The organism is Bacteroidia bacterium (genome assembly GCA_019695265.1).
In the GTDB taxonomy this organism is placed as follows: domain Bacteria; phylum Bacteroidota; class Bacteroidia; order JAIBAJ01; family JAIBAJ01; genus JAIBAJ01.
In genome coordinates, this window is sequence record JAIBAJ010000008.1 from 34,046 (window position 1) to 56,136 (window position 22,091).

Below are 22,091 nucleotides of genomic sequence, written 5' to 3' on the forward strand. Positions count from 1 at the left end.
AAATTAATGGTGCTCTTCGGCTCCATGACTTTCGCTTGAATGAGTATCTCCGTGACCTTCAGATGCAACTGGGGCAGGAGTGGAGGCATTAAGTTCTTTGTAACTGATTTCAATTCCGGCTTTATTTTCAGAATTGTAAGTTGCTTCAGTTAAGCAAATCCAAATCAGGTAGCCGATTAGGACAAAGTAAGAACTTAATATAATGTAACGAAAGTTTTTTCTTTCATCTCCTAAGTGCATAAAGTAATAAACGATTCCTCCCGCTTTAACCAAGGTCAAAGCAATGAATAACCATTTTAGAGTTTCTTTTAAACTCTCAACTCGTGAAAATTTAAAACCTAAACCTACCTCAACTGCGGTAACAATGGAAAGCAAAATCAATACTACATAAATCTTTTTACGTACTTCCTTTCCTGTTGCCTCATCATGATGGGTGTCTAAAGAATACTCGTAAACGTCGTCTCTTTCGTGGCTCATGTTTTGTAATTATGAAATTAAAAGTTAGAAAATTAAATAAGATAGAAGAAGGTAAATACGAATACCCAAACCAAATCTACAAAGTGCCAATAGAGTCCTGATTTTTCAACCATTTCATAATGGCCTGTTTTTTCAAAGGTACCATTCCAAGCCATCAAGAAAATGATGAAGTTGATAACCACTCCTGAAAATACGTGAAAACCATGGAAACCAGTAATGAAGAAGAAGAAGTCTGCAAACAATGGATGTCCGTACTCATTATAGGAAAGGTTGGCACCATGTATTACTTTGGTAACATATTTTCCTGTTTCTTCATCCCAAATACTTCTCAATGCACCATGTTCGGTTCCATGAATAAAGTGCATCCATTCCCAAGCTTGAGACCCAACGAAAATAAGACCTCCAACAATGGTTAATGCCATCCAAAACAATACTCCTTTCTTATCCATTCTATGTCCGGCTTCCACAGCCAAAACCATAGTAACCGAAGAAGCAATTAAGACAAAAGTCATAAAAGCAACATAGGCTAATTCAATATGTCCTTCATAAAAAGGGAAGTGTGTAAATACATCACCTGCTAATGGCCAATTGTCTGCGTACTTGTGACGCATGTAACCATATGCTGTTACTAGGGCAGAGAATGTAAAAGCATCGGAGACAAGGAAAAACCACATCATCATTTTTCCATAGCTCATGTTGAAAGGGGAAATTCCTCCTCCCCAAGGGGTAGTGCCTGTTGGCTTGTTTACTGCTGCGTGTCCGTGGCTCATTGTAGCAAAAAACTTAAAGTTTAATTGTTAATTGAAATAAAATTGCTAAAAAACTAAAATTCGGCGCAATATTAGCGATATTACTGAATGAAATACAAAAAGGCAAATAAATATATCCACAAAATATCCAGGAAATGCCAATACATGCCACAAAGTTCAATATCTAACATGTTGCTAGCAGTGTATTTTGCCCTAAATGCCTTTATTAATACAATGAAAAGGTAAATCAGTCCACCGAATAAATGGGCCAAATGCAGACCCGATAAAATGTATTTGAATCCGCTGGAAACATTGAAAGCCTTATTTATTTTCTCATCCAATGGCTTTTTTAACTGTAAATCCTGTGGACCATAGAAATGACCATTGTTGTAAATGAGGTCTTCACCCTGAACTTTGATGGAATAGTCAACCCCAAAATCACCTTTTAAATCCGATATTTTACCTGCTAAAAAATTTCCAGTACCAATCATTTCCTTCCAGGAATAATACTGAGTTGCACTAAATATCAAACCTAAAGTAAAGGTCAATAATAGTCCGGTTTTAAGTCCGGATTGATTATTGGATGCCAAAGAGCGTTTTGCAAAAATTAAGGTTGCGCTACTAAGTAAAATGGTTCCTGTGCTTATCCAAAACATGCGGGGTAAAGGTGCACTAACCCAAAAGTTATCTCCTTGAACCACTACATAACCGGAGGTTAATCCGGCAAAAAGCATAATTATGCTTATAATACCTAGCCATAATAAAGGCTTAGCAACTTTATTTCTGGTTTCTTCTTTTTCCTTGGCAGAATACATTTCTCTTTATAAAATCGGTGCAAAGATAGCATAAACAAAAAAGCCCCCCGATAACTTCGAGAGGCTTTTTGGAAAATAAATTCGATGTATTATTTAATCACAATGAATTTGCCATTAGCTACGGCATTACCATTGGATAAAGTGTAGATGTAATTTCCTTCAGCAAAAGTTGAAGTGTTTACAGAAATAGTGTTACTTCCTTGAGTGGCATTCACTTTAGAAGTATAAACCAAAGTTCCGATAGCATTGTAAACATTCAATCCAACGCTAGTGTTTTTGTCTGAACCAAAAACTATTGCAGTTGATTCGTTAGCAGGATTTGGGAAATTAGCTAAAATGCCAAAACTGTTAGCATCGTAAGTAATGTAACCAATCGGACCTTGAATTACGATTTTGTAACCATTAATGGTAGTTGATTGAGGAACTGGGCCAAAAGGAGTAACAACAGTTGCAGTTACGTTAACTCCCAAAGGATAAATTCCTACAGCAGAAGTTACGTTTGCAGCAGTTAAATCTAAACAAGCTGCAGAACCACCTGGGAAAACACCGGTTGCTGGATTAGAAGAGTAAGAAAATTCTGCTGGTAATCCTGAAATGTTGTCCAAAGTAAAATCTTGAATTGGTAAATTACCCAAACCTGGAACAACAGTATCGGAAGGTACATAAACTTGGATGGTAGCACTGTATGGAGTGCCTTGAGTGGCAACTGCCAGGTTAACAATGGTATCAGGAACGATGTCGCCACCAGGACCGGTTAAACTTGGAGTACATCCGGAAGAAGAAGCTGCATCAATAACGATTTTATAACCATTTAGGCTGGTGCTTTGTGGAACTGGGCCAAATGGAGTAACAACAGTAGCTGTAACGTATACATTTAATGGATAAGTTCCAGGAGCAGATGAAACATTGCCTGAAGAAGCAATCAATAAACAAGCTGCTGAACCACCTGGAAATACTCCGGTTTCAGGACTGCTTAAAAATCCAAATTCAGATGGTAAACCTACCACTGAATCTAAAGTGAAATCCTGAATAGGTAAACTTCCTAAACCTGGAACAACAGTGTCTGAAGGAACATAAACTTGAATTACAGTGCTGTAAGAAGTTCCTTGAGTAGCTGGAGGAAGATTGGTAATGGTGTCAGGTACAATATCACCACTTGGTCCGGTTAAGGACGGAGTGCATGGTGATGGTGGGCCTACTTGAGCAAAAACTGCTGCTGAAATAGCAATTGATAATACAGTAGTAAAGATTTTTTTCATTTTGATTAGAATAATTGAAGTTGTGCAAAGATAATCAAAATTCTTTTCATCGATTGGATTTTCGAAATCATACCCTTTCAGCCTATTTTAAAAATTCAATAGTAGTTTTTGGGTAATTTTTATTAAAATCGAATCCTCCTACCATTTTTGTGGTATCTTTGCACCATAAATTCTTATTTAGAATTATTATAAATAAGTAAATTTCTATCCATGATTACTGTAAGTGAAAGTGCCAAAGCAAAAATTTTAAGCGTCATTTCAGAAGAAGGTGCCGCAGCAAATAGTTTTATTCGTGTCGGTGTTGAAAGTGGTGGTTGTAGTGGTTTAAATTACAAACTTAATTTTGATACCGATCTTAAACCCGAAGACCAAGTTTTCGAAGATAAAGGAGTGAAAATTGTTGTTGATAAACGAAGCTTTCTTTATCTCATCGGAACGGAATTGGATTATTCCGGTGGCCTCAATGGAAAAGGGTTTACCTTTAATAATCCAAATGCCTCCAGAACATGTGGGTGTGGAGAAAGTTTTGCTGTTTAATTACTTGATAACCAGTCTCTGAAACTGGATTTTTGTCTATGTCAAAGGATATTATTGAGGAAGTAACCTCATCCGACTATAAGTATGGTTGGAGTACCGCCGTTGAAACCGAATTTGTACCAAAAGGACTTTCGGAAGAAACCATTCGCCTGATCTCAGCTAAAAAAAATGAACCTGAATGGCTTTTGGAATACAGATTGAAGGCCTTTCAATATTGGCTCAAAATGACTGAACCGGCTTGGGCCCATGTTCAATATCCTACCATCAATTTTCAGGATATCATTTATTATGCAGCTCCAAAACCTAAACCTGAACTGGAAAATCTAGATCAGGTGGATCCGGAGTTGTTAAAAACCTTCGAAAAACTTGGAATATCCCTCGAAGAACAAAAACGATTGACTGGAGTAAAATCCAATATAGCCATCGACGCTGTTATTGATTCGGTTTCTGTAAAAACAACCTTTAAAGAAACTCTTGCCGAAAAAGGAATTATTTTCTGCTCCTTTAGCGAAGCTGTGTTGGAACACCCGGAATTAGTCAAGAAGTACCTGGGTTCAGTAGTGCCTTACACCGACAATTATTATGCAGCACTTAATTCCGCTGTTTTTTCAGATGGTTCTTTCTGTTATGTGCCAAAAGGAGTGAGATGTCCTATGGAACTAAGTACCTATTTTCGAATTAATTCAGCAGGTACCGGACAATTTGAAAGAACCTTACTAATTGTGGATGAGGGTGCTTATGTGAGTTACCTGGAAGGTTGCACTGCCCCTATGAGAGATGAAAACCAATTGCATGCCGCCGTGGTGGAATTGGTTGCTCATAAAGATGGAGAAATTAAGTATAGTACTGTCCAAAATTGGTACCCCGGTGATAAAGAAGGTAAAGGTGGTATTTATAACTTCGTTACCAAACGAGGAATTTGCCTTGGTGATCATTCTAAAATTTCATGGACTCAGGTTGAAACTGGTTCAGCCATTACCTGGAAATATCCTTCCGTTATTCTGAAAGGTGATCACAGTATAGGTGAATTCTATTCCGTTGCAGTTACCAATAACTATCAACAAGCCGATACCGGTACCAAAATGATTCACCTTGGAAAGAATTCCAAAAGCACCATTGTTAGTAAAGGTATTTCGGCCGGACATAGTAACAACAGCTACCGTGGCTTGGTCAGAATGTCTAAAAAGGCTGATAACTCAAGAAATTTTAGCCAATGCGACTCCTTGCTATTGGGCGATAAATGCGGTGCACATACCTTTCCATATATTGAAGTAAATAATCGTTCCTGTAAAGTGGAACATGAAGCAACTACTAGTAAAATAGGCGAAGATCAAATCTTTTATTGCAAACAAAGAGGTCTCAATAATGAGCAAGCCATAGCTTTAATTGTGAATGGGTACTGCAGAGATGTTTTGAATCAATTGCCAATGGAATTTGCTGTGGAGGCTCAAAAGTTGCTTTCCATTAGTTTGGAAGGTAGTGTAGGATAAATTAAACGAATTAAGATCATGTTGTCTATTAAAAATTTATGCGCTAGAATTGAAGAAAAGGAAATTTTAAAAGGATTTTCTTTGGAGGTGAAACCAGGTGAGATTCATGCAATTATGGGACCGAATGGTACCGGTAAATCTACCTTGGCTTCGGTTTTAGCAGGTAGGGAAGAGTATGAAGTTACCAATGGCTCTGTTACTTTTAACAATAAGGATTTATTGGAATTAGAACCGGAAGACAGAGCTCGAGAAGGTCTATTTCTGGCTTTCCAGTATCCGGTAGAAATTCCGGGTGTAAGTAATATTAATTTCCTCAAAACCGCTCTAGCTGAAATTCGAAAATACCACGGACTGGAACCTTTTTCTGCAAAGGATTTTCTAAAGTATTTTAAAGAAAAACAAGCTTTGGTGGAATTAGGTACTGAATTAGCTAATCGCTCGGTTAATCAAGGGTTTTCCGGTGGTGAAAAAAAACGAAATGAAATTTTTCAGTTAGCTATGCTTAATCCTTTATTGGCTATTTTAGATGAAACAGATAGCGGACTCGATATCGACGCTCTCCGGATTGTTGCGCAAGGGGTTAATAAAGTGAAGAATGAAAATAACGCATTTATCGTTATTACTCATTACCAAAGGTTGTTAGATTATATTGTTCCTGATTTTGTGCATGTAATGTACGATGGGCGAATTGTTAAGTCCGGTACTAAGGAACTGGCTCTTGAATTGGAAGAAAAAGGGTACGATTGGATCAAACAAGAGTTAGCCAGGTAGTCTAATGGAAAATAAACTTGAAATTCAAACTGAAATGGAAGCTACCAATCTAGGTTGGTCTCCTTCTATCAGACAATTGAAAAATGATTCCAAGAATATTTTTCAATCCAAAGGATATCCGGCAACTTCCAATGAAGAGTATAAGTATTTGCCTATCCAGAAACTAACCAAAGCAATTAATCAGGAAAAACTAATTGCATCCACCTCCGACTTTTCTCTTCCAATTAATCTGGATGCTTACGTGGTTTTTATTGAAAATGGACAATTTAGGAAAGATCTGTCCACATTGAATGGATTGCCCGAGAATGTGCTGGTTGATACCTTTACAAATGCATTTTCCGTCCTTCCGGAACTTGCTGAAAAAGTTGGTAAGCTTGCGGATATTTCAGATGGTTTTGTAGCTAAAAATACCGCTGAATTTGATAATGGTATTTGTATTTTTATCCCCAATAACCTTCAATTGAATAAACCAATTTACTTGGTTCATTTTTTTTCAGGATCGAGTTCAGGTTGTGTTTATTGGAGAAATTTAGTTGTTTTAGGCGAACAATCCTCGGCCGAACTGGTTTCACATACCTATGATGCTAACTTAAACGCCCCTGTTTTATTAAATACTGTTTCAGAATTTTCTGTAGCAAAAAATGCCCGTTTGGACATAAGTTCTTTACAAGAAACCGGCTCTTTGCTGAGTGAAGTCAATTATTCCATCGGCAAAATTCATTCATCCGGTTTAATCAATCATTTTGCCTTTTGTTTGAGTGGAAGTTTAATTCGAAACAATACGCAATTTCTCCTCCATGGTGAAAATGCAAACTGTAATATGTTTGGGGTTTTTCTGCCAACAACCGGTGAAACAATCGATAACCATACCTTGGTCGATCATAGGGTGCCTAATTGTCAAAGCAATGAATTATATAAAGGTGTTGCTTCGGGTAAAGGAACCGGGGTTTTTAACGGGAAAATCTTTGTCCGTAAAGATGCCCAAAAAACCAATGCATTTCAAAGCAACAAGAACCTTCTTCTCAGCGATGATTCTGCCATTTACACGAAACCTCAACTTGAAATTTATGCCGATGATGTGAAATGTAGCCATGGCAGTAGCACCGGCCAACTAGACGAAAAGGCTTTGTTTTATTTGCAAACTCGTGGAATTGGATTGGAAGCCGCCAGAAAACTCCTTGTTACTGCTTTTGCTCAGGAAATTTTGAACGAAGTTGGCAATTCAACTTTGAAGGAATACTTGGAATTGGCTATTGAAAATAAATTATCCACTTTCTAACCATGATCACTAAAACAACCGAACTGCTTGATTTAGTTGAAATTAGAAATGAGTTTCCAATCTTAACTAGAACTGTTAATGGAAAGCCTTTGGTTTATCTGGATAATGGGGCAACCACCCAAAAGCCTTTATCAGTCATTCAAGCCATTTCAAACTATTATTCCTTCCAAAACGCAAATATCCATCGAGGTGTGCATACCCTAAGCCAGGAAGGTACTGAAAGTTACGAGCTTTCCCGAAAAGCTGTTCAATCCTTTATCCATGCTTCTTCCGCTAATGAAGTTATTTTTACCAAAGGAACTACCGATAGTATCAATTTGGTTGCCAGTTCTTTCGGTAAAAAATACATTCAAAAAGGGGATGTTATTCTGCTCTCTGCAATGGAACACCACAGCAATATTGTTCCGTGGCAACTAATTGCCGAAGAGAAAGGTGCAAGAATTGAGGTTATCCCAATGAATACTTCCGGGGAATTGATTTATGAAGCTTATTTGGATCTTCTGAAACTGAATCCAAAAATTGTTGCTATTACCCATGTATCTAATTCCTTAGGTACCATTAATCCGGTAAAGCAAATGATTTCCGATGCGCACCAACTAGGCATTCCGGTATTGATTGATGGGGCTCAGGCAATTCAACATACCCAGGTAGATGTTCAGGATCTGGATGCTGATTTTTATGTCTTCTCCGGCCATAAAATGTATGGACCTACCGGTATTGGAATTCTGTACGGTAAGGAAAAATGGTTGAATGAAATGCCTCCTTACCAAGGTGGTGGTGATATGATTAAAACAGTAAGTTTTGCCAAAACTGAATTCAACGAGTTGCCATTTAAGTTTGAAGCCGGCACGCCCAATATCGAAGCTGCTATTTGCCTTCATTCCGCTGTAAATTATTTGCAAACTATCGGCCTGCAGGCAATTGCCGCACATGAATCCGATTTGCTTTGGTACGGATTGGAAAAATTGTCCGAAATTCCGGAAGTGCAACTGGTCGGTAATGCAAAAAACAGATGTTCTCTTATTTCATTTAATCTGGCCAATATTCATCCCTACGATGCCGGGGTTATTCTGGATAAAATGGGAATTGCTGTTCGAACAGGCCATCATTGCGCTCAGCCTGTTATGGACTTCTTTAATATTCCCGGTACCATCCGTGCTTCTTTTGCATTGTACAATACCCGAGAGGAAATTGATTTACTTTTATCCGGCCTGAAAAAAGCCATCCGAATGTTATCCTGATATGAGCATTGAAGCCAAAAAGCAAGCATTAATTGAAGATTTCGCCCTGTTTGATGACTGGGAAGGTAAATACGAGTATATCATTGATCTTGGTAAAAATTTACCCCTCATTAGTCCCAACCTGAAAACCGACGATAAGTTGGTGAAGGGATGCCAAAGCCGGGTATGGATCGATGCTTCTTATTCCAATGGATTAGTTTTTTTTACTGCCGATAGCGATGCCATCATTACCAAAGGTATAATTGCTTTGCTCATCTCCGTTTTTAATGGGGAATCTCCCCAAACGATTGCGCTTTCAAATACGGATTTTATTGACCAAATCGGTTTGAAAGAACATTTATCTCCTACACGTTCCAATGGCTTGGTAAGCATGATTAACCTCATGAAATCCTTTGCCTTAAAACATTGCTAAAATGCCCGCTATAATTGATTCGAAAGATAGTGTAATGGTCGAAAAAGTGCTGGACGTTCTTCGCACCTGCTATGATCCCGAAATTCCGGTCGATATCTGGGAATTAGGCCTCATCTATGAAATTAAAATAGACGATGACAAAAATTTGGATGTCCTAATGACCCTAACTTCGCCTTCTTGTCCTGTGGCTGAAACATTGCCGCCCGAGGTGGAAGATAAACTGCGCGAAATTGAAGGGCTACGTTCGGCCAAGGTTACCATAACTTTTGAACCTTCCTGGGAAAAGGATTTTATGAGCGATGTGGCCAAAGTTGAACTAGGCTTTATGTAGTTTTTGGGGATTAATTTTTGCATTTTCTCCGGTTAATACTAGTCTTTCGCTTAAATTTCCTTTCTACTTCACCTGTATTTCTCCTTCCTTATTATTTTATTTTTTTATTATTTGGCGGGTCCCTTCGCACAACTAAGCATTTCATCCATAATTTTATAAGGCTCAGGTCGGGCTATCCGTTCCAAGTCCTCGCCAACCTTGGCTAACGCCGCGGTTGTCTGTGGGCTTTCCACTTCTATCCCTACCCTGGGGGAAAGTGCAAGGTATGATTGACTTAACTTTCACCGAAAGCTAATCTGTATAAGTGCAATTAGGATATGCAAATATTTACCTGAAATGCTTTTGCTTCGGCCTTACCTAACTAAGGTAACATGACCATAAAATAACCTCGTTTCAAGGTCTACACCGTATAAGTATAGCTTATAGGCATATACATCGCTCGGACAAGTTCCCAGGTCCTGACCACGGTAAGTACCGTCCCAGCCTTCATTAAAATTGTTCGATCTGAAAACCAGTTCCCCCCAACGATTGTATATCTCAATCTTAAATTCTTTGGCTCCCATTCCCACCGGTTTAAATGTTTCATTCATTTTGTCGCCATTCGGGGTGAAACTATTGGGTATATAAAAAACGTACTCAGGCTGAATATAGAGGTAAACGTAATTTACATCCGGACATCCCAAATCATTGGTTACAATTTGTTTTACCACGATGGCGCCGGTATCGCCTTCAAACCTATATTTTAAATCACAGGTATCCACCATGACGCCGGTACTAAACTCCAGCCTGCAATCAACCGAACCGCTTGAAATATCCTGGAAATTAAATTCGGGATCAAATTGGGATGCTGTTAAGGTGTCAACTTCCAGCATGGCAGTTGGTGTGGGTAAAACAGTTATTAAATTAATGGCTGTATTCATTACCGTATCTTTACAACCAAAATCCGACATAACGGTTAAACTTACGGTGTACTGTCCCGGATCGCTGAAAATGTTAAATGGGTCAGTTTGGGTAGAAACTCTGCCATCTCCAAAATCCCATAAATAATCCAAACCAAATTCATATTGGCTGGTATTGGTGAAGTTTACCTTGAATGGTGCACAACCGGTTTGGGGAATTAAGTTAAAGGATGAAATCGGGTTTTCGTATAACATCACATCCAGGCTGTCGGTGCTAAAACAACCATCTGATTCAATGGTTAAAAATACCCGAAACGTATCTGCCGCATTAAAACTAATATCGGTTGGATCCTTTAATGTACTTGTACTAGGATTACCCGAAGCGCCAAAATTCCAGGAAAAGGTTGAATAACTCTGAAATACTCCTCCTGCTTGAAAACTAAAATCATTGCCATTGAAGCATTGACTTTCCACAGAAGGTATATCTGCCTCCAAATATTCTTTTACAACATAATCTAAAATGGCAGTATCTGCACAAGGCCACCCCGGATTTGCAATTAAGGAGATTTGATAGGTTCCGGTATCCTGGTATGAATAGGAGGGGGTTTCCAAATTGGAAGTATCGTCTGTTAAATTGGTAACACCAAAATCCCAGTGGTAAAAGGTGGAGTTGACACTGCTATTGGAAAAGCTGACATTTCTACCCAAACAAAAACTGGTTTGATCCGGAATAGCTGCAATAACATTGGTTGTACAATTAACTACATTGAATTGAAAATCCCTCTTATTGGTACTGATTAATTGCCCATTTCTATATTCTTTAACACAAACGGCAACCACATATTGTCCAACCTGCGAGGGTGTTACAGTTAATACACCTGTATTAGGGTCAATTGCCAAAGCAGGACTGGATGGCATAGGGAAGCTTGCAGAATAACCAAAGCCATAATTGACAAAAGGATAAGCCGGTGCCGGTGCGGTGGTTGGATAAGGATCGGTTGAGTTGGCACCTTGGTAGGCATCACATAATTCATACACCAACAAATCACCATCCGGGTCGGTTGCGGAATGGTTAAAAATTAGCTGTTCGCCGGCGCACAATGCGATGGGCGGAAATTCATTATACCGTGGACTGCTATTGCAAGATGCCAAGCTCTGAGGTGGTACAAAACACATGTAGGTACTACCTTGATCGCCGGGTGCTGTTAGGTTCAGAATGGAATTGTTTCTACAACAACGTTGATAACTGATAAAATAACCGGCAGCATTGGGTGGTAAAGTAACAATGTATTTGTAGGTAGCTTCCCTAACACAAATATTGGGCGGAGCCTGCAAGCAAGGGTTGTTGATTATGACAGGAACTGAAATACTATCAACCTCCGTTAAAGATGGATTCAAAAAGGGGGTGCTTAAGTTGGATCCGTCATAAATTGTTAAATAAGCCGGATTGTCAAAAGGGGCTTGTCCGTTAATACAATCTCGGTACACCTTGAGTGTAATTTCATATTCATTATTCCCTAAACAGGTGTAATAAATTTCGCCTCCAACAATATGCGTAGCCAGCAGGTAAAAAGGCATGCTTAGCAAAACAAAAAGGAAAGCGAATTTTTTCAAAGGAGTTTACCTATTGCTAACAAAAATCGTAATTAATTGATTATCTAATTGGTATTTTTTATCAAATTGAATTCTTTTGTAGGAAATTTTAACTTAACCATTCAGTTTTCATGCTTTTTTGACCTGGAAATTAATGCCAGGCAGTTTATTATTCATTTTAAATAGCTGACTAGTAGAGTCTTAACCTGATTGTTAGCCTTTTGTTAAAAAATTGGGTATACTATTGAAATGGAATTTTGAAAACAGGAGAACGGCTTACTTATTATGGATTTATTGTAGGCGGGATTAGCAATTTATAGGTAATAGTACCACTATTTTGGGTTTGCACCTCGGGCAACGATAGAGGCAAGTAGCCCACAGGACCCCGACGGCGTTAGCCTAGGGGGACGAGGACTACAGCCGATAGCGTGACCCGAACGCCCATGCAGGCAAACTGAATTTTGCAGGAAGAAAATGGGCGGAGGGGGCCCGCCAAATTGTATTCAAAAACTCATCCATCGAGTTGGGGAAGTTTTTGGACAAATAAAGTAAGACGGCCTAAACTTTATGGCGTATGATTCTATTTCTTTACCAGACTTTGAAGGAGATCATCATAGTCATGCTGTAAATCGGGATGAAGCTGCTGTAGCGCTTTTTCAATTTTTTTCAGAATAGTTTCATTCAATTTTTCCCAAACCATAGATTTAGGAAAATAGCGGGAAAGGAACTTGAAATTCGTTAAGAAATGTGCAAAAAGTTCGATTTCTGTAGTTTTAATTCCTGAATATTTGATATGTTTTTGAGTAATACGCAAGGCTTTTCTAACACCTTTTTTAGCATAATAAAAACTAGATTTATTAATTTCGGAGAATGCTAAGTCGATTTCTTCTTTTACTTTAATGATATAACCGGATTCGTGGTCTTGTTCAAAAAGAAGGTAAATGAGAAGTTCTTTATTTTCTTTTTTGTATTTAGAAATTTTCAGGCAAAGTTCAACCAGTTCCTGCGGATCGCGCTGACTAAGTTCTTTTTTTATTTCTCCAAGTTTAACAGCTTCCATTACAGATCAGCGAAGTATTCTTCCAGGTTACCGAAAATTACATCATCCCATCCTTCGACCATATCAGAGTAAGCTTCGTCGGGAATATTGGTATGTTGAAGTTCAATGGACGTACCTTTTTTATGTTCGTGGAAACGCAGTATGACTTTTGATTCGGTTTCATCGCCAAAATCCCAGGTTTGAACAAGTTCTTTGTTGGGGACAAAATGAATATTTTTGCCTGTAATATTGCCATCTAACCATGAAAATTCTTGTCCGGGTTCAGATGGCATAACAGCCTTTTGGTTGGTCCACAATTCGATGGTTAAGGGGTTAGTGAAAGCGATATAAACTTCCTCCGGGCTGGCATTTAATAGATAGTATTTTTTAAAATTTTTCATTTTTTCAAAGGGGTGAGCAATTGCTCAAGTCCATTAAGTTTTATTTCATATATGGTGTGAAGCATCATCCCTAACTTACCTGGAGGGAAGCCTTTTCTATTAAACCATTCGAGATATGAAACCGGTAAATCGCATATAAGTCGACCTTGGTATTTTCCAAAAGGCATAGGGGTTTTGACCAATTGTACTAGTAATTCGGAATTGGGTAAGATGGGTTCCATGATAAAAATTACCTAAAAAGCATCACGGTTCCTCGGAAAAGATGAGGGTAGTCTCGCATGTCTCTGATACTGATTTGATAGGTATACATATCTTGCTTTAAATCAGATCCGGTATCCCTAAGGGTTCCGTCCCATCCTTCTTCAATATTTCTGGTACGGAATACAATTCCGCCCCATCGGTTCATAATTACCATTTCGTAGGAAGCAATACCAATGCCTTTGGGTTTAAAGGTTTCATTAACTCTATCCTGGTTAACTGTAAAAGCATTTGGGATATACAGGGTAAATGCAGGACTTACATAAACCTGTCGCATAATTTGGTCTGAACAACCAAACGAATTAGTTACAGTAAGGTAGACATTAAAAAAGCCGGTATCGGAATAGGCATGGAAAGGATTTTGTATGGTATCACCACCACCGTCTCCAAAATTCCATTGCCAGGTTAAGGAATCACCTTGTGAAGAATCTTGGAAAAGCACGATGGGGTCCATTAGGATATCGGCCGGATTGGGTTGGGCTGTAAAAAATGCAGAAGGTTTAGGGGAAGTTTGCACCGTATTCGGAAGAACAAGAGAGGCAGAGCAATTTTTGTCGGAGGTGGCAGTTAAGCTTACTGTGAAATTTTCGGCCAAATTATAGGTTGTACTTACTACATCTCCTGAAGGTAATGCCCCATTTCCCAAGTTCCATTGCAGGGAAGCTATGCTACCAGTTAGGATGGTGCTGGTACTGGTAAAATTGACATCTAAGGGAATACAGCCAGTTGTAATTGGTTCAGCAGTAAAAGAAACTTCAGGTAAGGGATTAACAATGGCTGTTAAGGTGGTATCGTGTTGGCAGCCTTGGTCGGTAGTAGCTTCCAGGTTAACCGTGTAAGAGCCGGGAGCCTGGTAGGTGTAAACAGGACTATTATCGCTGGATAGGGAACCGTCGCCAAAATCCCAATTGTAATTAATAATTGCACCGGTGGCAACAGTGGATAGGTTAGTGAAAGCAGAAGGGAAATTTAAGCAGGGTTCAGAGACACTAAAGTTAACAAAAGGTACAGGGTTTACTTGTAAAACCATTTGGTCGGTGCTGGTACAGTTGTTAATGTCTGTTACTGTCAAAACATAATTGGTAGTTGAAGTTGGATTTGCCTGAGGGGAAGGAGAGTTGGGATCATCTAAACCGGTTGCAGGAGACCAGCTAAACGTGTTACCATTTCCAGAGCCTTGAATACCAATGGTTTCACCGGAACAAATTTCCAGGTCAATACCAGCATTCGCGGCAGGTGGGGGGGTAACAGTAATGATTACCATATCGGTATTTTGGCAGCCATTGTTATCGGTAACATTGACGGTATAGGTTACACTTCCGGCAGGGCTTGCCACAGGGTTGGAGATGTTGGCATTGGAAAGAGCTATTGCTGGGCTCCATTGGTAAAGGATTCCGCCAGAAGCATTAAGAGTTATAGTATTTCCAAAACAAATAGAAGCATCATTTCCGGCATTTGCTGTTGGCAGAGGATTAATAGTAATATCTACATCATCCGTATTTACACAACCATTGGCATCCGTCACAGTAACGGTATAGGTTGTATTGGTAGTTGGATTTGCATTGGGGTTTGAAATGGAGGGATCGTCCAAATTTGTTGTAGGGTTCCAAGAATAACTTATTCCGCCACCTGCTCCAAGGTTTACAGAACTGCCGAGGCAAATAGCTTCATCCGGTCCTGCATCAGCCGGTGGTAATGGATTTACAGTTATCAGGATATCATCACTTCCTAGGCAATTATTAGCATCGGTAACAGTAACGGTATAAGTAGTGGTAGTTCCGGGAGTGGCAACCGGATTAGCTATGGAAGGATTATCCAAAGTAGCAGCAGGTAACCAAGCATAGGTTAATCCACCACTTGCAGAAAGGTTGGCAGATTGACCTAAACAAATTGCCTGATCCGAACCTGCGTTAGGGGTGGGCAAAGGATTGATGGTTAGTGTCATTTGGTCGGTATTTACACAGCCATTGGCATCTGTAACCGAAACGGTATAGGTGGTAGTACCTGGAGGTGTTGCAACCGGAGCAGCACTATTTGGGTCACTCAATCCGGTAACAGGAGACCAAACATAACTGGAGCCACCTGAAGCACCCATGACAAAGATGGAGTTTAAGCAAGCAGTTGCGTCTGCACCTGCATTGGCATTAGGTAAAGGGTTTACAGTTATGATTACATCATCGGTATTAGAGCAGTTGTTTCCATCGGTAACGGTAACAGTATAGGTTGTAGTAGCATTTGGGCTGGCGTTTGGGGTTGAAATTAAAGCATTGTCTAAGCCTGTTGTCGGAGACCAAGAAAAACTTAGTCCTCCTGTAGCAGATAGGCCAGTAGAACCACCCAAACAAATGGATTGATCCAATCCGGCGTTGGCAGAAGGTAGGGTATTAACGGTAATGGTTATATCATCGGTTGCGCTACAGTTATTTCCATCAGTTACAATAACGGTATATAGAGTAGTTACGAGTGGGCTTGCAACCGGATTGGAGATATTATTAGCCGATAATGTAGCGCCGGGACTCCAGGAATAGCTAACTCCTCCGGAGGCTTGTAAATTAGCATTAGCGCCATTGCAAATGGATTGGTCAGAACCGGCATTAGCATTAGGCAAAGGGTTGACAGTTAAAACAAGTTGGTCTGTATTGACACAACCATTGGCATCGGTGACTGTTAAGGTATAGGTTGTAGTTGAAGAAGGGCTGGCGGTAGGCGATGCTATACCCGGGTTGGAAAGGCCGGTTCCCGGCGACCATACATAGGTACCACCTCCACTACCATTCAAAAAGGCCAACGCGTTTTGACAAATAGCAGCATCGGTTCCTGCATCGGCTAAAGGAAGAGGATTAACAGTAATAGTAATATCGTCGGTTGCGGTACAACCAAAAGCATCTGTTGCGGTTAAGGTGTAAGTGGTGGTATTAGCCGGGCTGGCTGCAGGATTAGGGATGGAGGTTGAGCTTAGACCGGTTGCCGGAGACCAGGAATAAGAAACACCCCCGCTAGCGTTAATATTGTAGGAAGCTCCTGCGCAAATTGAATTATCGGAACCTGCATTGGGGAAGGGTTGATTAATAGCAACTGTTAGAGATTGAATGCTGGTACAACCATACCGATCAGTCATAGTAACTGTATAGGTCGTGGTAGTAGTAGGGGAGGCAATGACTGTTGATCCTGAGGTGGTATTTAGACCGGTTGCCGGAGACCAGGTATAGTTGTAAGGCGGGGATCCTAGAATAGTTGCGGCTGTAAGGGTAACGGAGTTTCCAATACATACACTAGCGCTGGCAGGGTTAGGAGTAATTGTTGTTTGAGGGCATAAATTAACTTCAATTACACTTTTGCTATTATTGGAATTGCAGTCTAAATCGTTCCAGGAGCCATCTGCATAAATTTGAACACAATCTTCATTTCCAGATTGGTTTGGTTCACCGGAAGCCCAATTGGTATAACCGACATTTGCCTGATCAAACCAGGTAAAGGAACCTTCATTCGTGATATCATTAAAACCTATCCAAATTACCCCACCGTAACCGAGGGTATTGAGGTTGTTGAGAATACAGGTATTTTCGGCTGCACTTTCAATGGAAGTAAGGTTAGTGCCTAAATTTTGGGCGAATGCTTGAGCCGCACTTCCAGACATTTGTTGAGGAAGAATAAAATAAAGGCTGCAAGCGTCCTGGCAGGTAGTTAATTCAACACAACCGGCATTTGTAAAGGTTTGTCGGATTAATTGTAGGTTGCATTGAGCCTTTGCGTAAAACCCAAGGCTGCTATAAAGAAATGCACAGAGAAGAACCTTAATAAGTTTCATTTTCATAACAAAGGAAAGCAAAATTCGATTAGGTTCTATGAAATCTTAACCAAAAATGGAAACAACGCGATCTTTAAACTTTTCCCACCAGGATTTATTAATTACTTTTTCTTCTTTGAGGATGACAAAAATTTCTTCATTGTCTTTTTTCATCAGGTATTTTTCTCTTGCAAATTTTTCCAGAGTTTCTTTGTTGGTAAGCAATTCCTGAAGTTCTTTTTCGTTTTCCTTTATTTGATCTTCATAATATTGTCGTTCCTGTTCCATAACTTGAAGTTGTGTTCTGTTTTCATGTTGGTAAATGAAATTATTTCGGTCGAAAAAAGTCATCCAAACCAAAAAAATAAGGAAACAAATCAAGTATTTATTAAGAATCCATTGCCGCATTGTGCAATAATACGTAAAAGTATGGGTTAAGGTAGATTCCTGGAGCTGAATATATAAACAGGTTTTTGGTGATAATTTCAGGTAGATTAAATTCGGCATAAAAATTATTGAAAAGTGTTTGAAGGTTTATTAATTAACTACCTTTGCAAAGACGGAACAATGAATTAACAGGGTTAAAATCAACTATTTCAAGATTATTTAATTAGCTAGGTCAGAATAAAATTCAAAGCATTATTTTCAATATGGAACCAGTTTCTCCCATTCAAAAAACCACTTACACTTCCCAATTATTTCGATTCGCAGTATTTCCAAATTTTGATAGTGGGATAGCTTATTTAGCAGAAAATTTAGCAGATAAGGAGGATTGGGATTTTTCAGATTCTGCGTTAAAGTCATATAGTGTTTTGAAAAATTATCTTGAATTCACCTTCAGGAGGTTGCAATATGAAAAGAAGATTGCTTTTACTTCGGATAATGTTTGGGCTTGTTTTAATACTGGTTTGGTAACAGAAAACCTGGAGGATATTTATGCTTTTTTTGAAGAATATAAGAATCCGAGACCTGAGTTTAATACACCTTATTGTTTTAAGGCATTTTTGAAAAAGAGTGATCCGGTTTTATTGAAGTACTTTTCTGGGAATTTGCCTGTCTGCGCCAATTATTTTGACAGACCGGAATTTTTGGTTTTCAATCCAAATTGTGAATTAATTCCGGATATTGATAATATTATTAAAGATAATATTTCAAGATTTCCTTCTACTTTGCAATCGTTGGGAGAGGCCGAGATACGTTGGCAAATAATGGGAGCAGTGGATGAGGTGAAGAAACGGGTTAAAAAGAACTATCTCATGGCGGTTCCACAATTTTATGATGGTAAAATTCAATTATTGTTGCCACTTAATTTAAATCCGGGATCTTCTGAACCTTCCTTAGCCATGGTGGCCCATCGGGTTACTGATCGCACTTACACTGCCAGAACCTGTTTAACTTTGAAAATGGCGTATAACAATGCCAGATTAATTGCAAAACCACAAAGCGACTGGTTAAAACCATAAATCTTTGTTAACACTTGAGGTTGTGGAAAACAAAATATTGAATCAAGAATAAATTTTGCTTTCTTTGCTGCCCGAAACAATAAAATTTCAAAACAATGTCTGATATTGCATCACGCGTTAAAGCCATTATCGTTGATAAACTAGGTGTAGACGAAAAAGAAGTAACTCTGGAAGCAAGCTTTACCAATGATTTGGGTGCTGATTCACTTGATACAGTTGAGTTAATCATGGAGTTCGAAAAGGAATTTAATATTGCTATTCCTGATGACCAAGCTGAAAATATTGCAACAGTAGGTCAAGCCATAGATTATATCGAGAAAAACGTTAAGTAAGCCTTCAGGAGCCCATGCGGTTAAAAAGGGTTGTAGTAACTGGAATAGGAGCATTAACTCCTATTGGAAATTCGGCACCATTGTACTGGGAGAACTTAATTGCCGGTACAAGTGGTGCTGGTCCTATAACCAGATTTGATGCATCCAAGTTTAAAACCCAATTCGCCTGTGAGGTTAAAGGTTTTGATCCAAACGATTTCTTTGATCGGAAAGAAGCAAGGAAATTAGATCCGTGTACACATTATGCTTTAGTTGCAGCAGATGAGGCTGTCAAAGATTCCGGTATTGACTTAACTAAAATTAACCCTGATCGAGTTGGGGTGATTTTTGGTTCCGGAATTGGCGGTCTAGAAACATTCTACAATGAATGTGTTGAATTTGCAAAAGGTGATGGTACGCCAAGGTTTAACCCTTTCTTCATACCTAAAATGATTGCCGACATTTCGGCAGGTCATATTTCTATCAAATACGGTTTTAGAGGTCCAAATTTTACTACAGTTTCTGCTTGTGCTTCCTCCACCAACGCCATGATAGATGCCTTTACCTACATTCGATTAGGTAAGGCCGATATGATTGTAACAGGCGGTTCAGAAGCAGCAGTTAATCAAGCGGGAGTTGGTGGTTTTAACGCCATGCACGCCCTTTCAACCCGAAATGATAGTCCTTCCACTGCATCTCGTCCATTTGATTTGGATAGAGATGGATTTGTGCTAGGTGAAGGTGCAGGGGTTGTAATATTGGAAAGTTTGGATTCGGCACTGGCTAGAGGTGCCAAAATTTATGCTGAAATAGTTGGTGGTGGAATGAGTGCAGATGCTCATCATATTACAGCACCGCATCCGGAAGGATTGGGGGCTTTAAATGTGATGCGTAGTGCCTTGGAAGATGCAGAAATGCAAGCCAGTGAAATTGATTATGTGAATGTTCATGGAACATCTACACCACTTGGTGACGTTGCCGAAACTAAAGCAATTCAAAAAGTTTTTGGTGAACATGCTTATAAATTGAATATTTCAAGTACAAAAAGCATGACTGGACATTTATTAGGTGCTGCTGGCGCAATTGAAGCCATTGCTTCTATCTTGGCTGTAAAAAATGATATTGTTCCTCCTACAATTAATCATTTTACCGATGATCCTCAATTGGATTCAAAATTGAATTTCACTTTCAATAAATTGGAAAAAAGAACAGTTAATGCCGCCTTATCTAATACCTTTGGTTTTGGAGGGCACAATGCTTCTGTAGTTTTTAGAAAATTCCTCCCTTAGTTGTTGCATGAAGTTGTTGCCCGGAATTCTTAAAGCTTATTTTTCCCCAGACAAAAAACTTTATATTTCTTTAAAAAATCTTCTTGGATTTTATCCAAAGAATATTTCATTATTTAAACTGGCCTTTACGCATCGATCTGCTGCAGTTGAAGTCAAAGATGGCGTTAAAATCAGCAATGAAAGGCTGGAATATTTGGGGGATGCCATTTTAGGTGCAGTGGTTGCCGAGTTCCTGTTTAAAAAATTCCCTTTTAAGGACGAAGGCTTTCTGACAGAAATGAGAAGTAGAATGGTAAGTAGGGAAAACCTGAATAAATTGGCAGTTAAAATGGGAATAAGTAACCTGATTGAAAGCAATTTAGGTGGTTCCAGACAAAAATCAATGTATGGTGATGGTTTTGAAGCATTGATTGGTGCCATTTATTTAGACTTGGGTTATGATTCTACTAAATTGTTTATCCTAAATCGTATCATTCGCAATCATATTGATTTGGATCAAATACAAGCCATGGACAATAATTATAAAAGTCGTTTGCTTGAATTGGCCCAAAAGCAAAAAAAAGAATTACGATATGAAGTAGTCGATGAGGTAATGCAAAAGAAAGTAAAGCATTACGTAATTGAAGTATATTATGATGGTGAGAGGTTAGGTAAGGGAATGGACATAGCCAAGAAGAAGGCTGAACAAATTGCTGCACAAAAAAGTATAGAGATTTTACAGGAGAAAGGGATGCCGGATTAAATATCTCTTCCTATAGTATATTCAACCAGTCCGGCTAAAGAATCACGAATTTGGCCTTCCGGAAAGTTCATCAAAATGGCCAATGCTTGATTTTTAATATCATTCATTTTGGAGGTTGAATAAGTAATTCCACCTTTTGAAATAACAAATTCGATAACTTGTTTTACTTTGATGTTATCGTTGTTGTGGTTTTTAACAATATTGATAATCTTACGCTTTTCTTGATTAGTGCTATTGTTAAGAGCGTAGATTAATGGCAATGTCATTTTTTTCTCCTTAATGTCAATCCCGGTTGGCTTGCCAGTTTTATTGTGATTTTCATAATCAAAGAGGTCGTCTTTTATTTGAAAAGCCATACCTGCCAACTCGCCAAAATGTCGTAACAGCTCAATTTTTTCAGCATCTTCAGTTACGGAAGCCGCACCACAAGCACAGCATGAAGCTATTAGGGTAGCGGTTTTTTTACGAATAATTTCAAAATAAATGTCTTCTGTAATATCTAATCTGCGAGCCTTTTCAATTTGAAGAAGCTCACCTTCGCTCATTTCTCTGACGGAGTTGCTGGTTATTTGGAGCAAGTGATAGTCGTTATTGCCGACACTTAAAAGCAATCCCCTGGATAACAAATAATCTCCGACTAAAACAGCTATTTTATTTTTCCAAAGTGCATTTATACTAAAAAAGCCACGACGTAAATTACTATCATCAACTACATCGTCATGAACTAATGTAGCTGTATGCAAAAGTTCGATATGAGTAGCAGCCCGATAGGAACAATCATTAAACCCTCCACATAGTTTGGCAGAGAGAAAAACAAACATGGGTCTCATTTGCTTCCCTTTTCTTTTTACAATGTAATGGGTAATTGTATCAAGTAAAGGCACGGAACTACGCATGTTGTCCCGAAACCGAACTTCAAATTCGTCCATTTCGGAAGCAATAGGAGCC

At 39.0% G+C, this 22,091-nt stretch carries 22 protein-coding genes; 11 read left to right on the plus strand and 11 right to left on the minus strand.

The window, feature by feature from the left end; all coding sequences use genetic code 11:
- Positions 1 to 3 precede the first annotated feature (3 nt).
- From K1X82_02700 to K1X82_02715, 4 genes are all read right to left on the minus strand, one after another.
- Positions 4 to 477, minus strand: a complete 474-nt coding sequence (locus K1X82_02700) for a cytochrome C oxidase subunit IV family protein (protein MBX7180996.1) — start codon at positions 475 to 477, stop codon at positions 4 to 6.
- Positions 478 to 509: 32 nt separating this feature from the next.
- On the minus strand, positions 510 to 1,247 hold the full coding sequence (locus K1X82_02705) for a cytochrome c oxidase subunit 3 (protein MBX7180997.1): 738 nt from the start codon (positions 1,245 to 1,247) through the stop codon (positions 510 to 512).
- Positions 1,248 to 1,327: 80 nt separating this feature from the next.
- On the minus strand, positions 1,328 to 1,717 hold the full coding sequence (locus K1X82_02710) for a cytochrome c oxidase subunit 3 (GenBank protein MBX7180998.1): 390 nt from the start codon (positions 1,715 to 1,717) through the stop codon (positions 1,328 to 1,330).
- Between the two features lie 413 nt (positions 1,718 to 2,130).
- Positions 2,131 to 3,300, minus strand: a complete 1,170-nt coding sequence (locus K1X82_02715; protein MBX7180999.1) for a T9SS type A sorting domain-containing protein — start codon at positions 3,298 to 3,300, stop codon at positions 2,131 to 2,133.
- A 210-nt stretch (positions 3,301 to 3,510) separates the two neighbouring features.
- Between K1X82_02715 and K1X82_02720 the strand changes: the two genes are divergently transcribed.
- Genes K1X82_02720 through K1X82_02750 form a run of 7 tightly spaced genes read left to right on the plus strand, consistent with a single transcriptional unit; the run spans position 3,511 to position 9,361 of the window.
- The gene (locus tag K1X82_02720) at positions 3,511 to 3,837 is read left to right on the plus strand and encodes an iron-sulfur cluster assembly accessory protein (GenBank protein MBX7181000.1); all 327 of its coding nucleotides are present in this window, start codon (positions 3,511 to 3,513) and stop codon (positions 3,835 to 3,837) included.
- Between the two features lie 38 nt (positions 3,838 to 3,875).
- On the plus strand, positions 3,876 to 5,327 hold the full coding sequence (sufB, locus tag K1X82_02725) for a Fe-S cluster assembly protein SufB (protein MBX7181001.1): 1,452 nt from the start codon (positions 3,876 to 3,878) through the stop codon (positions 5,325 to 5,327).
- A gap of 18 nt (positions 5,328 to 5,345) precedes the next feature.
- Positions 5,346 to 6,098: a Fe-S cluster assembly ATPase SufC gene (gene sufC, locus K1X82_02730; GenBank protein ID MBX7181002.1), complete on the plus strand. Its 753-nt coding sequence runs from the start codon at positions 5,346 to 5,348 to the stop codon at positions 6,096 to 6,098.
- Positions 6,099 to 6,102: 4 nt separating this feature from the next.
- Complete coding sequence (sufD, locus tag K1X82_02735; protein ID MBX7181003.1) at positions 6,103 to 7,377, plus strand: Fe-S cluster assembly protein SufD; 1,275 nt, start codon at positions 6,103 to 6,105, stop codon at positions 7,375 to 7,377.
- 2 nt (positions 7,378 to 7,379) lie between these two features.
- Complete coding sequence (locus tag K1X82_02740) at positions 7,380 to 8,618, plus strand: cysteine desulfurase (GenBank protein ID MBX7181004.1); 1,239 nt, start codon at positions 7,380 to 7,382, stop codon at positions 8,616 to 8,618.
- A 1-nt stretch (position 8,619) separates the two neighbouring features.
- Positions 8,620 to 9,030 (plus strand): SufE family protein, encoded by a 411-nt coding sequence (locus K1X82_02745; protein ID MBX7181005.1) that lies wholly within the window; start codon positions 8,620 to 8,622, stop codon positions 9,028 to 9,030.
- Between the two features lies 1 nt (position 9,031).
- Entirely contained in the window at positions 9,032 to 9,361 is a 330-nt protein-coding gene (locus tag K1X82_02750) for an iron-sulfur cluster assembly protein (protein MBX7181006.1), read from the plus strand.
- Between the two features lie 353 nt (positions 9,362 to 9,714).
- On the opposite strand, the gene K1X82_02755 is transcribed toward K1X82_02750, so the two are convergent.
- The 6 genes from K1X82_02755 to K1X82_02780 form a co-directional block, all read right to left on the minus strand.
- Complete coding sequence (locus tag K1X82_02755; protein MBX7181007.1) at positions 9,715 to 11,874, minus strand: gliding motility-associated C-terminal domain-containing protein; 2,160 nt, start codon at positions 11,872 to 11,874, stop codon at positions 9,715 to 9,717.
- Positions 11,875 to 12,433: 559 nt separating this feature from the next.
- Positions 12,434 to 12,913: a hypothetical protein gene (locus tag K1X82_02760; GenBank protein MBX7181008.1), complete on the minus strand. Its 480-nt coding sequence runs from the start codon at positions 12,911 to 12,913 to the stop codon at positions 12,434 to 12,436.
- On the minus strand, positions 12,913 to 13,293 hold the full coding sequence (locus K1X82_02765) for an SRPBCC domain-containing protein (protein ID MBX7181009.1): 381 nt from the start codon (positions 13,291 to 13,293) through the stop codon (positions 12,913 to 12,915). The genes K1X82_02760 and K1X82_02765 overlap by 1 nt, the downstream gene beginning before the upstream one ends.
- Complete coding sequence (locus K1X82_02770) at positions 13,290 to 13,514, minus strand: DUF3820 family protein (protein ID MBX7181010.1); 225 nt, start codon at positions 13,512 to 13,514, stop codon at positions 13,290 to 13,292. The genes K1X82_02765 and K1X82_02770 overlap by 4 nt, the downstream gene beginning before the upstream one ends.
- A gap of 8 nt (positions 13,515 to 13,522) precedes the next feature.
- Entirely contained in the window at positions 13,523 to 17,359 is a 3,837-nt protein-coding gene (locus K1X82_02775; GenBank protein ID MBX7181011.1) for a PKD domain-containing protein, read from the minus strand.
- A 45-nt stretch (positions 17,360 to 17,404) separates the two neighbouring features.
- Complete coding sequence (locus K1X82_02780; GenBank protein MBX7181012.1) at positions 17,405 to 17,746, minus strand: septum formation initiator family protein; 342 nt, start codon at positions 17,744 to 17,746, stop codon at positions 17,405 to 17,407.
- 242 nt (positions 17,747 to 17,988) lie between these two features.
- Here K1X82_02780 and K1X82_02785 point away from each other — a divergent pair, with 242 nt between their 5' ends.
- From K1X82_02785 to rnc, 4 genes are all read left to right on the plus strand, one after another.
- Positions 17,989 to 18,801 carry a DUF3825 domain-containing protein gene (locus K1X82_02785; protein MBX7181013.1) on the plus strand — a complete coding sequence of 271 codons (813 nt, stop codon included), beginning with the start codon at positions 17,989 to 17,991 and terminating at the stop codon, positions 18,799 to 18,801.
- A 95-nt stretch (positions 18,802 to 18,896) separates the two neighbouring features.
- On the plus strand, positions 18,897 to 19,133 hold the full coding sequence (locus K1X82_02790; GenBank protein ID MBX7181014.1) for an acyl carrier protein: 237 nt from the start codon (positions 18,897 to 18,899) through the stop codon (positions 19,131 to 19,133).
- A 14-nt stretch (positions 19,134 to 19,147) separates the two neighbouring features.
- Positions 19,148 to 20,401 (plus strand): beta-ketoacyl-ACP synthase II, encoded by a 1,254-nt coding sequence (gene fabF / locus K1X82_02795; protein ID MBX7181015.1) that lies wholly within the window; start codon positions 19,148 to 19,150, stop codon positions 20,399 to 20,401.
- Positions 20,402 to 20,408: 7 nt separating this feature from the next.
- Positions 20,409 to 21,143, plus strand: a complete 735-nt coding sequence (gene rnc / locus K1X82_02800) for a ribonuclease III (protein ID MBX7181016.1) — start codon at positions 20,409 to 20,411, stop codon at positions 21,141 to 21,143.
- Here the strand turns inward: rnc and K1X82_02805 are convergent.
- Positions 21,140 to 22,072, minus strand: a complete 933-nt coding sequence (locus tag K1X82_02805) for a polyprenyl synthetase family protein (protein ID MBX7181017.1) — start codon at positions 22,070 to 22,072, stop codon at positions 21,140 to 21,142. The genes rnc and K1X82_02805 overlap by 4 nt on opposite strands.
- Positions 22,073 to 22,091 lie beyond the last annotated feature (19 nt).

Coding starts and splice junctions, on each gene's coding strand:
- K1X82_02700 (MBX7180996.1), bottom strand. CDS start 477: ATGAGCCACGAAAGAGACGACGTTTACGAGTATTCTTTAGACACCCAT.
- K1X82_02705 (MBX7180997.1), bottom strand. CDS start 1,247: ATGAGCCACGGACACGCAGCAGTAAACAAGCCAACAGGCACTACCCCT.
- K1X82_02710 (MBX7180998.1), bottom strand. CDS start 1,717: ATGATTGGTACTGGAAATTTTTTAGCAGGTAAAATATCGGATTTAAAA.
- K1X82_02715 (MBX7180999.1), bottom strand. CDS start 3,300: ATGAAAAAAATCTTTACTACTGTATTATCAATTGCTATTTCAGCAGCA.
- K1X82_02720 (MBX7181000.1), top strand. CDS start 3,511: ATGATTACTGTAAGTGAAAGTGCCAAAGCAAAAATTTTAAGCGTCATT.
- sufB (MBX7181001.1), top strand. CDS start 3,876: ATGTCAAAGGATATTATTGAGGAAGTAACCTCATCCGACTATAAGTAT.
- sufC (MBX7181002.1), top strand. CDS start 5,346: ATGTTGTCTATTAAAAATTTATGCGCTAGAATTGAAGAAAAGGAAATT.
- sufD (MBX7181003.1), top strand. CDS start 6,103: ATGGAAAATAAACTTGAAATTCAAACTGAAATGGAAGCTACCAATCTA.
- K1X82_02740 (MBX7181004.1), top strand. CDS start 7,380: ATGATCACTAAAACAACCGAACTGCTTGATTTAGTTGAAATTAGAAAT.
- K1X82_02745 (MBX7181005.1), top strand. CDS start 8,620: ATGAGCATTGAAGCCAAAAAGCAAGCATTAATTGAAGATTTCGCCCTG.
- K1X82_02750 (MBX7181006.1), top strand. CDS start 9,032: ATGCCCGCTATAATTGATTCGAAAGATAGTGTAATGGTCGAAAAAGTG.
- K1X82_02760 (MBX7181008.1), bottom strand. CDS start 12,913: ATGGAAGCTGTTAAACTTGGAGAAATAAAAAAAGAACTTAGTCAGCGC.
- K1X82_02765 (MBX7181009.1), bottom strand. CDS start 13,293: ATGAAAAATTTTAAAAAATACTATCTATTAAATGCCAGCCCGGAGGAA.
- K1X82_02770 (MBX7181010.1), bottom strand. CDS start 13,514: ATGGAACCCATCTTACCCAATTCCGAATTACTAGTACAATTGGTCAAA.
- K1X82_02775 (MBX7181011.1), bottom strand. CDS start 17,359: ATGAAACTTATTAAGGTTCTTCTCTGTGCATTTCTTTATAGCAGCCTT.
- K1X82_02780 (MBX7181012.1), bottom strand. CDS start 17,746: ATGCGGCAATGGATTCTTAATAAATACTTGATTTGTTTCCTTATTTTT.
- K1X82_02785 (MBX7181013.1), top strand. CDS start 17,989: ATGGAACCAGTTTCTCCCATTCAAAAAACCACTTACACTTCCCAATTA.
- K1X82_02790 (MBX7181014.1), top strand. CDS start 18,897: ATGTCTGATATTGCATCACGCGTTAAAGCCATTATCGTTGATAAACTA.
- fabF (MBX7181015.1), top strand. CDS start 19,148: ATGCGGTTAAAAAGGGTTGTAGTAACTGGAATAGGAGCATTAACTCCT.
- rnc (MBX7181016.1), top strand. CDS start 20,409: ATGAAGTTGTTGCCCGGAATTCTTAAAGCTTATTTTTCCCCAGACAAA.
- K1X82_02805 (MBX7181017.1), bottom strand. CDS start 22,072: ATGGACGAATTTGAAGTTCGGTTTCGGGACAACATGCGTAGTTCCGTG.